Origin of the sequence: Promicromonospora sp. CA-289599, from assembly GCF_050936155.1 — a bacterium.
In the GTDB taxonomy this organism is placed as follows: domain Bacteria; phylum Actinomycetota; class Actinomycetes; order Actinomycetales; family Cellulomonadaceae; genus Promicromonospora.
The window spans coordinates 1746109-1764171 of record NZ_JBNJNI010000001.1 but is presented as its reverse complement, the minus strand read 5'-3'; the positions used below and the strand labels follow the sequence as shown (position 1 = coordinate 1764171).

The 18063-nt window shown below is 70.2% G+C and carries 11 protein-coding genes; 9 read left to right on the top strand and 2 right to left on the bottom strand.

Going from position 1 to position 18063, the window contains the following annotated elements; translation table 11 throughout:
• Positions 1-106: 106 nt before the first annotated feature.
• The gene (locus tag ACQEVI_RS07745) at positions 107-469 is read left to right on the top strand and encodes a DUF3499 domain-containing protein (RefSeq protein ID WP_419705600.1); all 363 of its coding nucleotides are present in this window, start codon (positions 107-109) and stop codon (positions 467-469) included.
• A 68-nt stretch (positions 470-537) separates the two neighbouring features.
• Here ACQEVI_RS07745 and manA read toward each other — a convergent pair whose 3' ends face one another.
• Positions 538-1776, bottom strand: a complete 1239-nt coding sequence (gene manA / locus ACQEVI_RS07740) for a mannose-6-phosphate isomerase, class I (protein ID WP_432896478.1) — start codon at positions 1774-1776, stop codon at positions 538-540.
• Positions 1777-2008: 232 nt separating this feature from the next.
• Here manA and ACQEVI_RS07735 point away from each other — a divergent pair, with 232 nt between their 5' ends.
• On the top strand, positions 2009-4336 hold the full coding sequence (locus ACQEVI_RS07735) for a glycosyltransferase family protein (protein ID WP_432896475.1): 2328 nt from the start codon (positions 2009-2011) through the stop codon (positions 4334-4336).
• A gap of 72 nt (positions 4337-4408) precedes the next feature.
• On the opposite strand, the gene ACQEVI_RS07730 is transcribed toward ACQEVI_RS07735, so the two are convergent.
• Positions 4409-6838 carry a glycosyltransferase gene (locus ACQEVI_RS07730; protein ID WP_432896472.1) on the bottom strand — a complete coding sequence of 810 codons (2430 nt, stop codon included), beginning with the start codon at positions 6836-6838 and terminating at the stop codon, positions 4409-4411.
• A 399-nt stretch (positions 6839-7237) separates the two neighbouring features.
• Between ACQEVI_RS07730 and ACQEVI_RS07725 the strand changes: the two genes are divergently transcribed.
• From ACQEVI_RS07725 to ACQEVI_RS07695, 7 genes are all read left to right on the top strand, one after another.
• Positions 7238-8497: a nucleotide sugar dehydrogenase gene (locus ACQEVI_RS07725; RefSeq protein ID WP_432896469.1), complete on the top strand. Its 1260-nt coding sequence runs from the start codon at positions 7238-7240 to the stop codon at positions 8495-8497.
• A 47-nt stretch (positions 8498-8544) separates the two neighbouring features.
• Positions 8545-8925 (top strand): hypothetical protein, encoded by a 381-nt coding sequence (locus ACQEVI_RS07720; RefSeq protein WP_432896466.1) that lies wholly within the window; start codon positions 8545-8547, stop codon positions 8923-8925.
• 99 nt (positions 8926-9024) lie between these two features.
• Complete coding sequence (locus tag ACQEVI_RS07715; RefSeq protein WP_432896463.1) at positions 9025-10509, top strand: phosphomannomutase/phosphoglucomutase; 1485 nt, start codon at positions 9025-9027, stop codon at positions 10507-10509.
• On the top strand, positions 10506-10706 hold the full coding sequence (locus ACQEVI_RS07710; RefSeq protein ID WP_432896460.1) for a Trm112 family protein: 201 nt from the start codon (positions 10506-10508) through the stop codon (positions 10704-10706). Before ACQEVI_RS07715 ends, ACQEVI_RS07710 begins: the two co-directional genes overlap by 4 nt.
• Before the next feature lie 62 nt (positions 10707-10768).
• On the top strand, positions 10769-13069 hold the full coding sequence (locus ACQEVI_RS07705) for a glycosyltransferase family protein (RefSeq protein WP_432896457.1): 2301 nt from the start codon (positions 10769-10771) through the stop codon (positions 13067-13069).
• Positions 13070-13158: 89 nt separating this feature from the next.
• Positions 13159-15522, top strand: coding sequence for a glycosyltransferase (locus tag ACQEVI_RS07700; protein WP_432896454.1), 2364 nt, complete (start codon positions 13159-13161; stop codon positions 15520-15522).
• Between the two features lie 201 nt (positions 15523-15723).
• Complete coding sequence (locus tag ACQEVI_RS07695; RefSeq protein ID WP_432896451.1) at positions 15724-18054, top strand: glycosyltransferase; 2331 nt, start codon at positions 15724-15726, stop codon at positions 18052-18054.
• Positions 18055-18063: the final 9 nt, after the last annotated feature.

Genomic DNA, 18063 nt, shown 5'->3' with positions numbered 1-18063 from the left:
GTCATTCCGCCGGCCCCTGCCCACCCGAGCTCGACCCAGGTCGATACGCCCGTGATCGTCCGGCGTGTTCGGCACGTTGTGCCCGGTCAGGGCGTAGTCTCGGCGCGTGAGATCGGTGAGACAGTGTTCGCGCTCGGCCTGTACAAACGCGGCCGTAGCGACGCTCACATACGTGTACGCGGACTCGACAGCGGTACTTGGTCCGCTTGCGCACCTTGCCGAGCCCCACAGCTACGACCTGTGTGCCGAGCACGCCGAGCGGCTGACGGCACCGCGCGGGTGGGAGGTGCTCCGCCTGATGCCGGAGTTCGAGGACGCCGGGCCCAGCCCGGACGACCTGTCCGCGCTCGCCGACGCCGTCCGTGAGGCCGGCAAGGTGCGCCGTCCGGCGGAGCCGCCGACGGTCACGGAGACGGCCCGCCGAGGCCACCTGCGCGTCCTCCGCGCAGACGACGACACCTCTGCCTGACTCGTTGAGTGCTGGGTATTTGCCCTCTCGAAACGGTTCGAGTCGACAAATACCCAGCACTCAACGAGTTACGGGACCCAGGCGCAGACCGCGTGGCCTGCGCCCGTCAGCTGCAGGTTGCCCGCGTCGTGCGGGACGAAGACCGACTCGCCCTGGACCAGGCGCTGCGGTCCCTGCTTCGAGCGGTCCGCGTCGAGCTTCAGCTCGCCGGCCAGGCACAGCAGGATCCGCGGGCCCGTCGCGGGCAGGGTGACCGGCTCGGCCGGGTCGACGTCGGCGGTCGTGAGCGCGAACTCCGTGACCGGCACGCGATAGGTGTGCACCTGCCCGCGACTGCCCGCCGTCGTCATCTGGGGGGTGGACGGCTGCTGCGGGGCGAACACGGTGCAGGCCACGAGGTTCTCCTCGTCGACGAGCTTCGTGGTGAGCCCGGCGCGCAGCACGTTGTCGGAGCTGGCCATGATCTCGATACCCAGCCCCGACAGGTAGGCGTGCACGACGCCGGCCGGGGTGAACGCGGCCTCGCCCGGTTCGAGCGAGAACCGGTTGAGCATGAGGGACGCGATGGCGCCCGGATCGCCGGGGTGCTGCTCGGCGAGGTCGACCACCGTGCGGTCGGCGCGCTCGAACGGGGAGCCGGCCGCGAGCCGGGCCCGGACCGAGTCGAGGGTGACCTGGATGTCGGCGGCGCAGGCGTCGTCGGCGCGTGCGGAGAGCAGACGGTTGAACGCCTCGCGCATGCCGTCGTGGCTGCGGTCGCTCAGCAGCGCGGTGCGGACGCCGTCGACCATGTCGCCCGCCAGGCCCTCCAGCACGTCGAGGATGGTGCGCGGTGTGCGGAAGCCCGCCAGCCCCTCGAACTGCGAGAGCGCGACGATCATCTCGGGCTTGTGCTGGTCGTCCTTGAAGGACCGCTTCGACGACGTCAGCGGCAGGCCCGCCTTGTTCTCGCGCGCGAAGCCCTCCCGGGCCTGCCGCGGCGACGGGTGCACCTGGAGCGAGAGCGCCTTGCCCGCCGCCAGGATCTTCAGCAGATAGGGGAGGCGCGGGCCGAACTGCTCCGCGACCCGGTGGCCGAGCGTCTGCACCGGCGCCTCGCGGACCAGGCGGTCGAGTGCGACGTCCTCGTCCCCGATCACGCTGACCGACGGCGCGCTGGTGTGGGCGCCGAGCCACAGCTCGGCCTGCGGACCGCCGTCAGGCTCGGCGCCGAGCAGGTGCGGGATCGCATCGACGGACCCCCAGTCGTACCGCTGGATCGTGTTGGTCAGCGGCAGGGGCTCGTGAAACTGGGCGACGGCTAGCACCGCGCCAGGGTATCCCGACGTCCGTCGGCAGTTGCGTGCGAGGTCGGCGGTGTGCACGCATCTGTACGTCGGCCAGCCGGGTGGCGGCAGCTGGCAAGGTATACAGCTACCCCTGGTCGCGGTGGACCCCCCGTGTTCCGTACCCTTGCGCCGTGTCTCTCGACCTCAGCAGGTTCAGCAAGGCGCTCACAGGCGGCTTTGGCCGGCCGACTCACCGCCGAGGGGTGGACGGATGAGCGCCGCCGCAACTGACTCGGCCGTCCGGATGGTCCTCAGTTCGGGGGTGTTCGACGCCGAGTGGTACGAGGCCCAGGCGGGCGCCACGTTCGCGGACAGCGCGGAAGCTGTGCGGCACTACCTCGAGCACGGCAGGTTGGCGGGGTGGTCGCCCCACCCGCTCTTCGTCCCTCAGCGCTTCCGGCCCCAGCGGTGGGACCGCGACCGGGCCGACCCGCTCATCACCTACCTCAAAGGGGCGGACAACGCCTGGGGTGTCGCGACTTCGCCGCTCTTTCAGCCGGCGCCGCCCGGCGACCTGCGGAGCGCCGACCGCAGCCCGCTGGTGGCCTTTCTGGAGGACGACGGCCCTGGTGCTGCGCTGCCGTTGGCGTCCGACGCCGGCTGGTTGCGCGACGGTGTGACGCTGGCAGACGTCCGCGAGGCGCTCCGGTCAGAGCTGCGCGAGCCGGGTGACGACAAGACGTGGGGGGACCGTCCGGCAGCCGGCACCGTGAGCGGTCTCGTGAGCGTCGTCGTCGTGGACTGCGGCACCACGGCCGACGTCACCTCCGTGCTCGACGCGATCGCGCAGGCTGCCCGAGCGGAGGGCGACCAGCCCGCACAGCCCGTCGAGGTGCTGCTGCTCGCTCCCGCTGAGCACCGTCCGGCCGTGGTCGGGCTGGCGCTGGCTCGTCTCGCCCGGAACGAGGTCCGGGTCGTGCCGGTACCCGCCGACCAGAGCATCTCCGCCATGGTTGACGAGGCCGCCCACGGTGCCCGGGGCGAGCACGTGCTGCTGATGTCGGCGCGACATACCTTCCGGGAGGGGACGCTGCGTGACTGGCTGACCGCGCTCACGGAGTCAGGCGCCGCCGCCGTGCATCCCGTGGTGCTTGGCGGTGACCTGCTGGTCGGCGACGCGGGGGTGGTCTATCCGCCGCAGGGGAAGGATCCCGTGCCGTTCCTCGGGGGTGTGCACCCTGACAGCGTGCCGTGGCCTGCGTGGTTCCCGGTGCCCGGCGCCCCGGCGCCGCTGCTCGCTCGCACGGCCTCCGTACGAGCCGTGCGAGGGCCGGGCCGACCACGCGCTCTGTGGGCCTACATCGACCTGTCGCAGCGGCTCGCCGCGTACGAGGAGCGTCCCGTCGTGGTGGTCAGCGATCTGGTTGCCGGACGCTCTGGGGGCGGCGGGTTCGACGACATCGTGGAGCCGGAAGCAGACCTGTCCGCGTTCCGTGAGGCGTGGCGTCGGGTGCCGTCGGGCTCCGCGGACCTGTTCGTGACCTTCGGCCTCGCACCGGTGTTCACCGGGCTGGCTGCGCTGACCGTGCCGGACCGGCCCGAGTCCTGGACGCGTGCGCTGTGGCTGTCGGCGAACGTCGAGGTACGTGAAGCGCCCCCTGCGCTGCGCTGGGCGATCAAGACGGCGATGCCGGCCGACGAGCGCGCCCGCCAGTGGGGCGACTTCCACTTCGCCGGCTCGCTGGCAGCGGCCCTGCGGAGGCTCGGCCAGCAGGTGGTCGTCGACTACGGGCCGAACGATGGCCGCGAGACGTCCTACCGCGACGACGTGGTCCTCATGCTCCGCGGGCTGCGCGCTGCGCAGCTCCCCGCCGACGTGACGACCCTCTTGTGGGTCATCAGTCACCCGGACCAGGTCACGGCGCACGAGCTCGCGGCCTACGACCTCCGGTACGCCGCAAGCCTGACCTGGTCGCGCGACACCTCGGCCCGATGGGGCCTCCCAGTGCGGCCGCTGCTGCAGTGCACCGACTCCAGCCGTTTCTACATCGACGACGAGCCGGTCGAGGAAGTTGTCGGCAAGGCAGTGCTGGTGGGCAACTCGAGGGGCAAGGCCCGCCCGGTGGCCGTGCACGCCGTAGGCTCGGGCACGCCGGTCGCGGTCTACGGGTCGCGCTGGGAGAAGTTCCTGCCTGCTGAGGTGATCGCCGGCACGCATGTCCCGAACGAGATCGTCCGCCGCTACTACCGCTCGGCGGCCTGGGCGCTGAACGACCACTGGCCCGACATGCGTGACCTCGGTTTTGTCTCGAACCGCGTCTTCGACGTCCTTGCGTCGGGTGGTCGGCTGCTGACCGACGACGTCCACGGTCTCGACGAGCTCTTCCGCCCGGTGTGGCCGAAGCGGGGTCTGGCCCGGTTCACGACGCCCGAGCAGCTGCACGCTGTGCTCGCCGAAGGCAGCGAGGCCTGGTATGACGACGCGACGCTGCGTTCGCTGTCCGACTACGTCCGGACCGAGCACGGATTCGACGCGCGCGCTGCGGTGCTGGTCGAGGACGTGCTCGCACACCGGGCCGGGGCGGTCTTCGGTCCCTGAGACCCGGTGGTGCTGCACGGACCAGCGGGTGAGCGGCGCTTGCCGCTCACCCGGCGGGACTCCGTCGTCAGCTCACGACGTGGGCCGATGCGTCCGGAGGGTAGTGGTCGCTGCGGGCACTTCCCGGTGTGCTCGGGTCTCGCTCGGGGCCAAGCCGGTCACAAGTTTGACGAACCGGTCCGCGTGGTGATGGGCATCGAGGTGACGCGCGGCCGCACCCGCCAGCTCCGAGCGCTCCGCGGGGTGGGTCTCCAGGTGCCGGATCAGCTCCAGGACGTCGCCGGGCTCCGCATAGGCGGCAGCCTCGCCGTAGAAGGGGCGGAAGCGTTCGGGAACGATCACCACGCTGCCAGCCGCCATGGCGCGGGCCAGGTACGCCGGGGGCTGCCCGACCACGTCGGCGGGGAAGCAGGGAACGTAGTCGAGCTGTTGGAGCAACCGACGCTGCGAGATGTCTCCGTTCCGGAAGATCAGCCACTCGGTGGGCGGCCGTCCGGCGACTCTGGGCGCGTGGTCGACCGCCCCGAGCAGGCGGACGTCCACGTCGTCCGCTGTGGGATAGGCGCCAAGGAAGTCGTCGTCCGACGGCGGCCAGAGGCCGCCACCCTCGAACGATCCGAAGCCGACGGTCGGCGGCTCGGACGGCGAGCGCCGCCGTCGACCCGTCCACAGGTCCGGCACGACGGGGTCGACGGCATCGACGTCGTGCACCACCAGCCCGGGCACGTCCGCGAGCTCTTTCCGGACACCGTGGCCTGCCGGGATCCAGGTGGGCGTCGAGCCGAACAGGTCAAGGGTCGCCGCCGTGACGTCCTGCGCGGACCAGAGCGCGCCCCCCGTCGACTCGGTGCCGCCGCGGTGGGCGAGGATCGCCACCCTGTCGGCGTCGAGGGACTGGGGTTCGGCGGTCGGGAACTGGAGCACCGCGGGGTCGTGGATCAGCAGCAGATCCGTGTGCGCCTCTTCGGTCGGCAGGACGTGGACCACGGTGCCGTCCTCGACGAGTCGGCGGATCTCGGGCGCCAGCGGCTGCGGTTTGGCGACCGGTCGGCCGACGAGCTCCATCTGCATCATTCCGACCCGCACGCCACGCTCGGCCAACGCGACCAGCTCGTCGTACAGCGGCACCGCGGTGTACGAGTCGCCGCGGAAGTCGCCGGCCAGGACCACTTCCAGGTCTGGTGTCTCGACGGGGATTCCCGTGTTCGTGGCGAACCTCCGCGGCGTCTGGAACGACCGCTGCGCCGGATCGATCGAGATGGAGGGGGCCGAACCAGCCCTGATCTGCTGGTGCCACGCCCTGTAGGACTCGGTGTACTCCCGGCGTGACGGGTGCACCCAGTGCGCGCGGAAGTCACCGCGGGAGAGCGATCCAGCCGTCAGCCGGACGAAGGCGAGCTGGTCCTTGAGCAGGATCTGTTTGCCAGGGAGCGCCGCCACGAGCCGTTCGAGGAATTCCGAGTCGGCGCTCTTGCGGATGGGATCGAACCCGCCGAGACGTTCGATGATGGCCCGTGGGAACATCAGAGATGAGGCGTTCTTGCGGCTCGTCGCCATCCCCAGGTGCTGGAACCCCAGATCCTCCGTGCAACGGATCGACCGGCTCATCGTCGAGTGCACCGCACTGCTCTCCAGCAGCGGCCGCACCTGGCGCGAGATTCGCTCGGGGTGCGACCAGTCATCGGAGTCCTGGAACGTGACGAACTGGCCGCGTGCCTCGCGCACCGCACGGTTCCGCGCGGCGTAGGTCCCGCGGTTGTGCGGCTGGACGAGGACCCGGATCCGTTGGTCGAGGCCGGCCACGTCGTTCAGGATGCCGTCGAAGTCCGGGCCTGAGGCGTCGTCCAGCACGAGCAGCTCGAGGTTGCCCCACGTCTGGTCGAGAATGGACTGCACGGCCGAGAAGATCTCCGGGCCGGGACGGAACGCGGACATCACCACCGTGACCAGAGGTCCGTCCTCGGTCCCGCTGGGTCCCGGGGCGGCGAGGCTGTCGAACGGCGTCGCGCCGTCGCGGGTCAGGCGGACCGGGCGCACGCCCCAGCGCCCCGTGACGTTGTCAAGCTTTCGGTTCCACTGCTCGCTGCCCACGCCGTGCCGGGCGGCGGCCAGGTCGATCTCGAGCGTCAGGCGGTCGTCCTCCTGGACCTCGTGGACCGCGGTGAGCTCCGACTCCAGCTCGTCGATCGCACCGGTGAGCTGGAGAATCTGCAGATACAGGCGCGCCTCGTCGGGACGCCACTTCGCGCGCGGCGCGAGGTGCCTGGAGACCCGGTACAGGTGCGCCGCGTCGGGCAGGTCCTCGGGGGTCAGGTTCTGGTAGCCGACGGACATTGCGAGCGCACGCCACCAGCTGGGGCGTCCGCGCCCGAGACCGGCGGCTTCGCTCGGGGAGGTGCGCGCGGCGTCCAGGAGATCCTCGTAGGCCAGGTCGGGCGCGATACCCGCGGCTATGACCCGTCGAAACGAGTCGGCATGCGTCCGCCCCGCGGTGTACGCCATCGCGCGAAGGTGGTCGCGGCGACCGGCGATTTGTCTGGCCAGCCCGCGCGCGACGTCGGCTTCGACGGGTCGGACACCGGCGCTCGTGGAATCGGTGGTTGAAGATGCTGCGGTCGTCAAGGGGTTCCCTCCGGAGATACCCGAGGGACCAGCGCCTCGGGCGGCCCCATCTTCACGGTACAGAACCGAGCCTGACAACTTCCCCGTAAGAGCTGCCTCCACCGGACGGAATTTCTGGGTGAAATTCCCGAGATGTGGATGAATTTCGGCCATGCCTGGGCGGTAATCGGCGCCAGCAAGTGGCTCGGTACGTCTAGGGTGTTCAGGCCGGGATCCACTCGCCCCCAACGCTGGCGGCGAGTGGCCAGGCAACACATTCGGAACGCGAGAGGTACAGGTATGTCGAACTTGGTCGTCGTGGGGCTCGGGTACGTCGGTCTCCCCTTGGTGCAGGCGGCCGTTCGCGCTGGGTACGGCGTGGTGGGCCTGGACGTGAACGAGCGGGTCGTCGCCGACCTCAATGCCGGACGGTCCCACGTGGACGACCTGTCCGACGAAGCGATCGGCGCGCTGCTCGCGGAGGGGTTCAAGGCATCGGCCGACGAGTCGGTGATCAAGACGGCTGACGTCGTGGTCGTGTGCGTGCCGACGCCGCTGTCCGCGGACGGCGGGCCTGATCTCGGTGCCGTCAAGGGCGCGACGCAGGCCATCGCGCGCAACCTCCGGCCGGGGACGCTCGTGGTCCTCGAGTCGACCACGTACCCGGGTACCACCGAAGAGGTGGTGCAGCCCATCCTTGAGTCGATCAGCGGGCTCCGGGCGGGCGCCGACTTCCACCTGGCGTTCTCTCCCGAGCGCATCGACCCGGGCAACCCGGTCTACGGGATGCACAACACCCCCAAGGTGGTGGGCGGCTCGACCCCGGAGGCCACGACGCTCGCGGCGGACTTCTACGGCAAGTTCGTGGAGACGGTGGTCGTGGCCAAGGGCACGCGGGAGGCCGAGGCCGCCAAGCTCCTGGAGAACACCTACCGGCACATCAACATCGCGCTGGTGAACGAGATGGCCCGGTTCTGCCACGAGCTGGGGATCGACCTGTGGGACGTGATCGGGCTCGCGAAGACCAAGCCGTTCGGTTTCCAGGCGTTCTACCCCGGTCCGGGCGTCGGGGGGCACTGCATCCCGATCGACCCGAACTACCTGAGCCACAACGTCCGGTCCCGCCTCGGCTACCCGTTCCGCTTCGTGGAGCTTGCTCAGGAGATCAACGCGACGATGCCTACCTACGTCGCCCGTCGGATCCAGGACCTGCTGAACGAGGACAGCAAGTCGTTGCGCGGATCCAACGTCCTGCTGCTCGGTGTCACCTACAAGCCGGACATCGCCGACCAGCGTGAGTCTCCGGCGCGCCCGCTCGGAGCGGCCCTCCTCGCCCAGGGCGCGCACCTGTCCTTCCACGACCCCGCGGTCGAGGAGTGGCACCTCGAGTCGACGTCGCTGACCCGGGTCGCCGACCTGGACCGAGCGGTGGCCGAAGCCGACCTGGTGGTGCTCGTGCAGAACCATCGCGCGTACGACGTCGATGCCCTGGCGCAGGCGTCGAAGCGATTCTTCGACACGCGCGGCGCGGCTACGGGCGACAAGGTGCACCGCTTGTGACGACCGGGACCGTGTCCATCCAGCAGAACCTCAGAAGGGGATAGTCCATGCGTCGTCCGTCCGTATTCGCTCTGGTGGTTGCCGCGCTTGTACTGGTAGGTGTCGCCGCGGCGGTCGCAGCAGCTGTCGAAGGCTCCGTCGCGCTGGTGCTGACCGGCGTGGGCCTCGCCCTCCTCGCCGCAGCCGCGTACCTGATGGACAGGCGCTCCCGGGCGGGCCGGCGGTCGCTCGAGCTGCGGCTCGAGCGAGGCTTCGAGGGCGTTCGACATGACCTGGCCGAGGTTGCCTCACGTCAGGAACTGGCTGAGTTCACGGAACGGCTGGACCGGCTGGATGCCCGCCTCGACAGGGCGCAGCGGCGCCTGGTCGCGGCTACTGACGCAGCACGTCTGGAAGCGGCAGAGCGCGAGTTCCGGGTGAACGGCTGACGGAGCCGACGGACGGGCGTCGGGAGCAGCTCGGCGAACGCTTCGGCTCCGATCCGGACGGTGCCCCGTCGGGGCCCCGGCGCCGCGTAGGCTGACCGGGTGGCAATCGACCTCTCCCAGATCATCAAGGCGTACGACGTCCGCGGCACGGTCCCGGACCAGCTCTCACCGCAGGTCGCGCGTGCGATCGGCCGGGCATTCGCGCGCGTCGTCGTGCTGCCCGACGCTGACGCCGCACCCGGCGTCGTGGTGGGTCACGACATGCGTGACTCCGGCCCCGAGCTCGTGGAGGCGTTCGCCGCGGGGCTGACCGCCGAGGGCGTGGACGTGACGCGCATCGGGCTGTGCTCCACCGACGGGCTGTACCACGCCTCGGGTGTGCTCGGCCTGCCGGGCGCGATGTTCACCGCCAGCCACAACCCCGCCGCCTACAACGGGATCAAGCTCTGTCGCGCGGGCGCGCGTCCCGTCGGCCAGGCCACCGGCCTCGCGGACGTCCGCGAGGTCGCCCAGGCGATCCTGGACGACGACGCACGGCCCGCCGAAGCCGGCCAGGTGCCGGCCGCGTCGTCCGCGGGCGCCGGCGACGGCACCGTGACCGACCGCGAGACCCTCGCCGACTACGCCTCCTTCCTGCGCGGCCTGGTCGACCTGTCCGGGCTGCGCCCGCTCAAGGTCGTGGTCGACGCCGGGAACGGCATGGGCGGGCATACCGTCCCCGCGGTGCTCGGCGACGCGGTGGGCCTGCCGGCGCTGCCCCTGGAGATCGTGCCGCTGTACTTCGAGCTGGACGGGACCTTCCCCAACCACGAGGCGAACCCGCTGGAGCCCGCGAACCTGGTGGACCTGCAGACCGCCGTCGTGGCGAACGAGGCCGACCTGGGGCTCGCCTTCGACGGGGACGCCGACCGGTGCTTCGTGGTGGACGAGCGAGGGGTGCCCGTCTCGCCGTCGGCCGTGACCGCCCTGGTGGGGCTCCGCGAGGTGGAGAAGGAGAAGGCGGCCGGCCGCACACCCACGGTGATCTACAACCTGATCACCTCCCGGGCCGTGCCCGACCTCCTGTCGGCGGCCGGGGCCGAGACCCTGCGTACCCGCGTGGGCCACTCGTTCATCAAGGCGGAGATGGCCGAGCGGGACGCGGTGTTCGGTGGGGAGCACTCGGCCCACTACTACTTCCGGGACTTCTTCTTCGCCGACACCGGCATGCTCGCCGCGATGCACGTGCTGGCAGCCCTGGGTGGCCAGTCGCACCCGTTGTCGGCGCTCGCGGAGATGTACGAGCCGTACGCCGCCTCCGGCGAGATCAACTCGACCGTGCCCGACGCCGCCGAGGCGACCCAGCGGGTGCTGGACGCCTACCTGGCCGCGTATCCGGGGGTCGTGGTCGACCGGCTCGACGGAGTTACAGTGTCCCACTGGGACGACCAGCCGCAGTGGTGGTTCAACCTTCGTGCCTCGAACACCGAGCCGCTGCTGCGGCTCAACGTCGAGGCCGCCGACGAGGACATCATGGTCAAGGTGCGCGACGACGTCCTGTCGCTCGTGCGTGCCGAGGCCGACGACGCAGGAGGAGCAGCATGAGCACCGACCCGACCATCCAGCTGGACCCGTGGGTGCGAGAGATCCTGCGCTGCCCCGTGACGGGCGCGGAGCTGGTGGACGGGACCGGGCCGGACGGCGCTCCGGAGCTGCACTCGACCGATCCGGACCGGCCGTTGGCCTACCCGGTGCGGAACGGGATCCCGGTGCTGCTGGAGTCGGACGCCCGGGCGCTGTGAGCGCGGCAGGCCCGCAGCCCGGTTCTGCCGCCGATCGGATTCTCGCCTCAGGCGTGTTCGACGTGGAGTGGTACCAGTGCCAGGCGGGTCGGACCTTCGCCGACCGGGCAGAGGCGGTCAGCCACTACGTCGAGGAGGGCAGGCGAGCGGGATGGTCGCCGCACCCGCTGTTCCTCCCGGCACGCTTCGATCCGAGGCGGTGGGACAGCGACGAGACCGACCCGCTGGTCGCGTACCTCGAGGGCGCTGACGGGGCCTGGGAGAAGTCGACGTCGCCGCTCTTCGACCCGGCGCGTGCCCACGGTTCGCGACGTCCTGACCGAGCCCCGCTGGCGTCGTTGCTGGAGGACGGCGATCCACAGGTCCTACCGTTGGCCCCTGACGCCGGCTGGCTGCGTGACGGGATCACCCTCCTGGACGTGCGCGAGGCGATGCGGGCGCACGCAGGCGAGTCAGCCGACGAAGAGGCGGCCTCCTGGCGGAGCGGTCCGGCCGCGGACACCGTGCCGGGGCTGATGAGCGTCGTGGTCGCGGACTGCGCCTCGACCCCTGAGGTGCTTGCCGCCCTCGGCGCGATCGACCCGGTGACGCGGGCCACGGCCGGCCGGCCCGCGCAGTCCGTCGAGGTCGTCCTCCTCGTGCCCGACGAGGACCGCCGGGTCTCTGTCGGCCTCGCACTGGCCAGTCTTGCCCGTTGGGAGGTGCGGGTCGTCTCGGTGTCCGGGCCCGCGGGGACGGTCGCTGCGATCACGTCGGCGGCGCACGGCGCCCGCGGCGAGCACACGCTCCTGATGTCCGCGCGGAACGGATTCAGGAGAGGGACGCTCGCCGACTGGCGCACCGCCTTCTCGGAGTCGGGCGCCGCCGCGGTGCATCCCCTCGTGCTCACCAGCCGGCACCTGGTCAGCGACGCCGGCGTGGTCTACCCGCCCTATGGAAAGGACCCGGTCCCCTTCCTGGGAGGCATGCACCCGGACAGCGTCGTCTGGCCCGCGCCGCGGTTCTCCGTGCCGGGAGCCCCGGTTCCGCTGCTGGCCCGGACGGAGTCGGTTCGCGCCGCACTGGGCGACGACGAGGCCGGCGACCTGTGGGCCGACATCAGCCTGTCGCAGCGCCTCGCTGTCCAGGAGCGGCGGCCCGTCGTCGTCGTACCTGACCTGGTCGGGACTCGGGCAGCAGCGGCTGGGACGTTCGACAGCTCGCCCCAGCCGGAAGAAGATCTCCTGGCGTTCCGCACGGCCTGGCGGCAGGTACCGTCCGGATCGGCCGACCTCTTCCGGACCTTCGGCGTCTCCCCGGTATTCCTGGGCGTCTCGGCGCTGAGCGCCCCCGAGAACGAGCGATCCTGGACGCGGGCGCTCTGGCTCCCCGCCGGAGCGGGCCACGGCGCCACGGTCGTGGAGTCCCCGCCTTCCCTGCGCTGGGCGATCAAGATCGCGGCCCCGTCGGCCGATCGCGCGCGGCAGTGGGGCGACTTCCACTTCGCCAACTCGCTGGCGGACGCGCTGCGTGCGCTCGGCCAGCGCGCCGTCGTCGACCACAGGCTCAACGACGCCCGGTACAGCTCGTACGCGGACGACGTCGTCCTGACGCTGCGCGGGCTGTTCGCCGTGACACTTCCTACGAACGTGACCAGCGTCGCGTGGGTCATCAGCCACCCCGACGCGGTGACGGCACGAGAGCTCGAGAACTACGACCTCCGGTACGCGGCGAGTCCCAGCTGGGCCCGGGACGTCTCGTCGACGTGGGGCCAGCCGGTGCGGCCGTTGTTGCAGTGCACCGACCCGAGCCGCTTCTACATCGACGACGAGCCCGTCCCCGAGGTCGTCGGCAAGGCGCTGTTCGTGGGCAACTCGCGGGGCGAGGCTCGGCCCGTGGTCATGCACACCGTCGCCTCCGGCACACCGATCGCTGTCTACGGTGAGCACTGGGAGGAGTTCCTGCCACCCGAGGCGATCGCCGGGACGTACGTACCCAACGAGATCCTCCGCCGGTACTACCGGTCGGCGGCCTGGGCGCTCAACGACCACTGGGCAGACATGCGAGATCTCGGCTTCGTCTCCAACCGGGTGTTCGACGTCCTCGCATCGGGTGGCCGGCTGCTGACCGACGACATCGACGGACTCGACGAGATCACCCGGACCGTGCTCCCGGAGCGTGGCCTGGCTCGCTTCAGGACCGTCGAGGACCTGGACGCGGCGTTCGCCGGGGGGAGCGGAGCCTGGTACGACGACACGTCGCTGCGCGCGCTGTCCGATCACGTCCGCAAGGAGCACAGCTTCGGTGCGCGGGCCCAGGTCCTGCTCGAGGGCGTGCTCGCCCACCGCGCCTCTGCGAGCGTCGGCGCGTCGCGCTCGTCGTGACCGGCGGCACCTGCCGATTCCTGGGGCAGGCTCGCGTGCGACTAGGATTGTCGCGATTTGCGCGTTCGCCACCCACCTCGGAGACCTCATTGCACACGCCACCACTCGTCTCGATCGTCCTTCCGGTGCACAACGACGAGGCGTGGATCGCGAAGGCGCTCGAGAGCTGCCTGCGCCAGACGGAGGGGCGGGTCGAGGTCATCTGTGTGGACGATGCCTCGACCGACGGCACGAGCGAGGTCATCAAGGACTTTCAGTCGCGGGACGAGCGCATCCGGCTGATCCGGCTGGAGCAGAACGGGTCGGCGTTCCAGGGTCGGCGGGCCGGCATCATGGCGGCGAAGGGTGAGTATCTCCTCTTCGTGGACGGTGACGACGAGTTCGCCCCGGACGCGGTCGCCAAGTCGTATGCGAAGGCGCACGCGACCAACGCCGACCTGGTCGGCTTCGGCGTCGAGGTCATCAACCCGGACGGCCAGAAGGTCGGCGGGTACCAGAAGCGCCTGGCTCCCATCCACGAGTCGCTGAGCGGTGACGAGGTGTTCACCGGGCTCTTCCCCGTCGGACGGGCGGCGCAGGGGCAGTTGTGGCGGTACCTCTTCCGGACCTCGCTGCTGCGTGAGGTCTACGAGATGCTCCCGGCGGACCTGGTGCTCCCGCGGGTCAACGACCTCCCCATCATGTTCCTCGTGGCGGCGCGCGCCCGGAAGTACGTGTCGATCCCTGACCGGCTCTACCAGTACTTCTTCCGTCGTGGCGGGAGCGGGCACGCGGTCGCGGACGTCACGCGGTTCGCCTTCTACATGGGTGCGATCGACTCCGTCGAGAGCATCCGTCCGGCGCTCGACTCCCTGGCGGAGACCCGGAAGGATCCTGCCGAGCTCGTCAAGAGCTATGAGTCGGCACGGTTGTCGATCATCGCCAACGTGATCGGCTTCCTGCACAAGAACATGAGCAGCGAGCTGCACGGGGCTTGCCTCGACCTGCTGCACACCCGCGTCCCGCAGCACGACGTCGTGCTCGCGGCGGTGACCCACAGCCCGGAGATCCTCCCGGTACTTGCGACGAGCGGCACCCGGATCGAGGCGGGCGAGCGTCCGGTGCGGAGCGTGCTGCTGACCACCAAGACGCTCACGACCGGTGGTGTCTCCGGCGTGCTCCTCTCCCAGGCGCACTACCTGCTGGAGGCGGGGTACAGGGTCACGATCGTCGCCCACCGCAAGGACAGCTCCCTCGACGGCGTCCCCGAGGGCGCCAAGTTCATCGAGATGAAGGCCAAGGGCCTGCCCGCCCGCGTGCAGGAGTGGGCGCAGATCTGCCGGGACGAGGAGATCGACCTCATCATCGATCAGCAGATCCTCTACAGCCGGCAGTGGCCGGCGTACGCACTGATGGCGCGCGCTCTGGGGGTGCCGACGATCGGGTGGATCCACAACTTCGGACTGCGGCCGATCTACGACCAGAACGACCTGACGTCCTTCCTCACGGACCACCTCAACGCGCTGGCGACCACCGTCACGCTGTCCCCGCTCGACGTGGCGTACTGGAAGCTCCGTGGCATCGAGCACACGGTGTTCCTGCCGAACCCGCCGTCACCCCTGCTGATCGAGTCGGCCGCCATGGACGTGACGAAGAGCGCGCCCGACGGACGGATCGAGCTCGTCTGGTGGGGCCGCCTGGACGCGCGCACCAAGAAGCCGGTCGAGCTGCTCGCGGTGGCGCAGGAGCTGCGTCGGCTGTCGGTCGACTTCCAGCTCACGGTCATCGGGCCGGACTGGAAGGACTACACCGTGAAGGACCTCGCCGCCGAGGTCGAGAAGAGGGGCCTGGCCGACCATGTGAAGGTCGTCGGGCCGCGCCGTGGTGAGGAGCTGATCCGGTCGATCGACGCGGCGCACCTCTTCGTGACGACGAGCATCATCGAGGGATACCAGCTCACGCTCGCCGAGGCCCAGGCGCGCGGCCTGCCCGTGGTCATGTACGAGCTGCCGTGGCTGGTGCCCGTCCAGGACAACGAGGGCATCGTCGCCGTCCACCAGGGCGATGCCGTGGGGCTCGCCCGCGAGATCGCGGCGTTCGCCGAGGACCGCGACCGGTACCTCCGATACTCGCAGGCGTCGATCAAGGCCGCCGAGCGGATGACGTCCTACGACATGTCGAGCCTGTACCAGCAGCTGGTGCAGGGCGCACTGCCTGCCGAGTTCTCGCCGGAGCCGACGCTCGACGACGCCCGGCAGATCCTCGACTGGACCGTCTTCTACGCGGAGACAAGCTTCGCGGAGAACGCGGAGAAGCCGCGCGGTCTGGCCTCACGGAGGGCGCGCAGGACCGCGGCGGCCAAGCAGGCCACGCCGGCCCGGAAGGCCTCGCTGGCGCACAGGGTGGCGCGGCGGAGCATCCGGACCTTCCCCGGACTCGAACCGGTCCTGCGGCGGGTGCAGAAAGCGCTGTAGCGGCGTCCGAGAAGTAGGTCGTGGAGTCTCCGCCGTCGTTGCGCTGGGCGATCAGGACAGCGGCACCGTCGGCGGATCGCGCGGGTCGGCGGGGCGACTTTCATGGCTCGTGCAGCGGCCGGGACCTACGATGGCGGTAGGTCGCTGGCGCCCAGGATGACGGCGGCTACTTGCGCGCCAGCCCTCACCTCGGAGACCTCATTGCATACGCCACCTCTCGTCTCGATCGTCCTTCCGGTGCACAACGACGAGGCGTGGATTGCGAACGCGCTCGAGAGCTGCCTGCGCCAGTCGAACGGGCGGTTCGAGGTCATCTGTGTGGACGACGCCTCGACCGACGGCACGAACGAGGTCATCAGGGGCTTTCAGGCCAAGGACGAGCGCATCCGGCTGATCCGGCTGGAGCAGAACGGGTCGGCCTTCCAGGGCCGGCGGGCCGGCATCATGGCGGCGAAGGGCGAGTACGTCCTCTTCGTGGACGGCGACGACGAGCTCGCCCCGGACGCGGTCGCCAAGTCGTATGCGAAAGCACGCGCGACGGACGCGGACCTGGTCGGCTTCGGGGTCGAGGTCACCAACCCGGACGGTCAGACGGTCCGCGGATACCAGAAGCGTCTGGCACCGATCCATCGCTCGCTCAGTGGTGAGGATGTGTTCAGCGGCCTCTTCCCGGTCGGCACGGCGGCACAGGGGCAGCTGTGGCGATACCTCTTCCGGACCTCGCTGCTGCGTGAGGTCCACGAGATGCTCCCGGCGGACCTGGTGCTCCCGCGGGTCAACGACCTCCCGATCATTTTCCTCGCGGCGGCGCGCGCCCGGAAGTACGTGTCGATCCCCGACCGGCTCTACCGGTACTTCTTCCGTCGTGGGGACAGCGGGCACGCGGTCGCGGACGTCGCCCAGTTCGCGTACTACATGGGTGCCATCGATGCTGCCGAGTGCATTCGTCCGGCGCTCGAGTCCTTGACGTTGAGCCGGAAGGACCCGACCGAGCTGATCAGGAGCTATGAGTCGGCGAGGCTGTCGATGATCGCCAACGTGATCGGCTACCTGCACAAGAACCTGAGCAGCGACCTGCACGGGGCCTGCCTCGACCTGCTGCACACCCGGGTCCCGCAGCCGGACGTCGTGCTCGCGGCGGTGACCCACTGCCCGGAGGTCCTCCCGGTACTTGCGACGAGCGGTAGGCGGATCGAGGCGGGTGAGCGCCCGGTGCGGAGCGTGCTGCTGACCACCAAGACGCTCACGACCGGTGGCGTGTCCGGCGTGCTTCTCTCGCAGGCGCACTTCCTGCTGGAGGCGGGGTACAAGGTCACGATCGTCGCGCACCGTAAGGACAGCTCGCCCGACGGTGTGCCCGAGGGTGCGAAGTTCATCGAGATGAAGGGCAAGGGCCTGCCCGCTCGGGTGCAGGAGTGGGCAGACATCTGCCGGGACGAGGAGATCGACGTCATCATCGATCAGCAGATCCTCTACAGCCGGCAGTGGCCGGCGTACGCACTGATGGCGCGCGCTCTGGGCGTGCCGACGATCGGGTGGATCCACACCTTCGGGCTGCGGCCGATCTACGACCAGAACGATTTGAGCACATTTCTCACGGACCATCTGGGCGCGCTCGCGACCACCGTGACGCTGTCCCCGCTCGACGTGGCGTACTGGAAGCTTCGTGGCATCGAGCACACGGTGTTCCTGCCGAACCCGCCGTCACCCCTGCTGATCGAGTCGGCTGCCATGGAGGTGTCGAAGGAGGCGCCCGCCGGTCGGATCGAGCTCGTCTGGTGGGGCCGCCTGGACGAGCGCATGAAGAAGCCGGTCGAGCTGCTCTTCGCGGCGCAGGAGCTGCGCCGGCTGTCGGTCGACTTCCAGCTCACGGTCATCGGGCCGGGCTGGCAGGACTACACGGTGGGGGACCTCGCCGCGGAGGTGGAGAAGAGGGGGCTGGCCGAGCACGTGAAGGTCGTCGGGCCGCGCCGTGGTGAGGAGCTGATCCGGTCGATCGACGCGGCGCACCTCTTCGTGACGACGAGCATCATCGAGGGCTACCAGCTCACGCTCGCCGAGGCGCAGGTTCGTGGTCTGCCCGTGGTCATGTACGAGCTGCCGTGGCTGGTGCCCGTCCAGGACAACAAGGGCATCGTCGCCGTGCGTCAGGGTGACGCGGTGGGGCTCGCCCGGGAGATCGCGGCCTTCGCTGAGGACAGCGAGCGTTACCTCAGCTATTCACGCGCGTCGGTCAAGGCTGCCGAACGGATGACCTCCTACGACATGTCGAGCCTGTACCAGCAGCTGCTGCAGGGCGCGTTGCCTGCCGAGTTCTCGCCGGAGCCGACGCTCGACGACGCCCGGCAGATCCTCGACTGGGCGGTCTTCTACGCGGAGACCGGCTTCGCGGACAGCGCGGCGAAGCCGCGCAGGACCGCGCAGGCCAGGAAGGTCTCCTTGGCGCGTCGGGTCGCGAGGCGGAGCATCCGGACCTTCCCCGCGCTCGAACCAGTTCTTCGGCGAGTGCAGCGAGTGCATAAGGCGCTGTAGGCAGGCCCG

Excerpts from the sequence above, each read along its gene's own strand:
- ACQEVI_RS07735 (WP_432896475.1), top strand. The coding sequence starts at position 2,009 with ATGAGCGCCGCCGCAACTGACTCGGCCGTCCGGATGGTCCTCAGTTCG.
- ACQEVI_RS07730 (WP_432896472.1), bottom strand. The coding sequence starts at position 6,838 with ATGGCGTACACCGCGGGGCGGACGCATGCCGACTCGTTTCGACGGGTC.
- ACQEVI_RS07725 (WP_432896469.1), top strand. The coding sequence starts at position 7,238 with ATGTCGAACTTGGTCGTCGTGGGGCTCGGGTACGTCGGTCTCCCCTTG.
- ACQEVI_RS07720 (WP_432896466.1), top strand. The coding sequence starts at position 8,545 with ATGCGTCGTCCGTCCGTATTCGCTCTGGTGGTTGCCGCGCTTGTACTG.
- ACQEVI_RS07710 (WP_432896460.1), top strand. The coding sequence starts at position 10,506 with ATGAGCACCGACCCGACCATCCAGCTGGACCCGTGGGTGCGAGAGATC.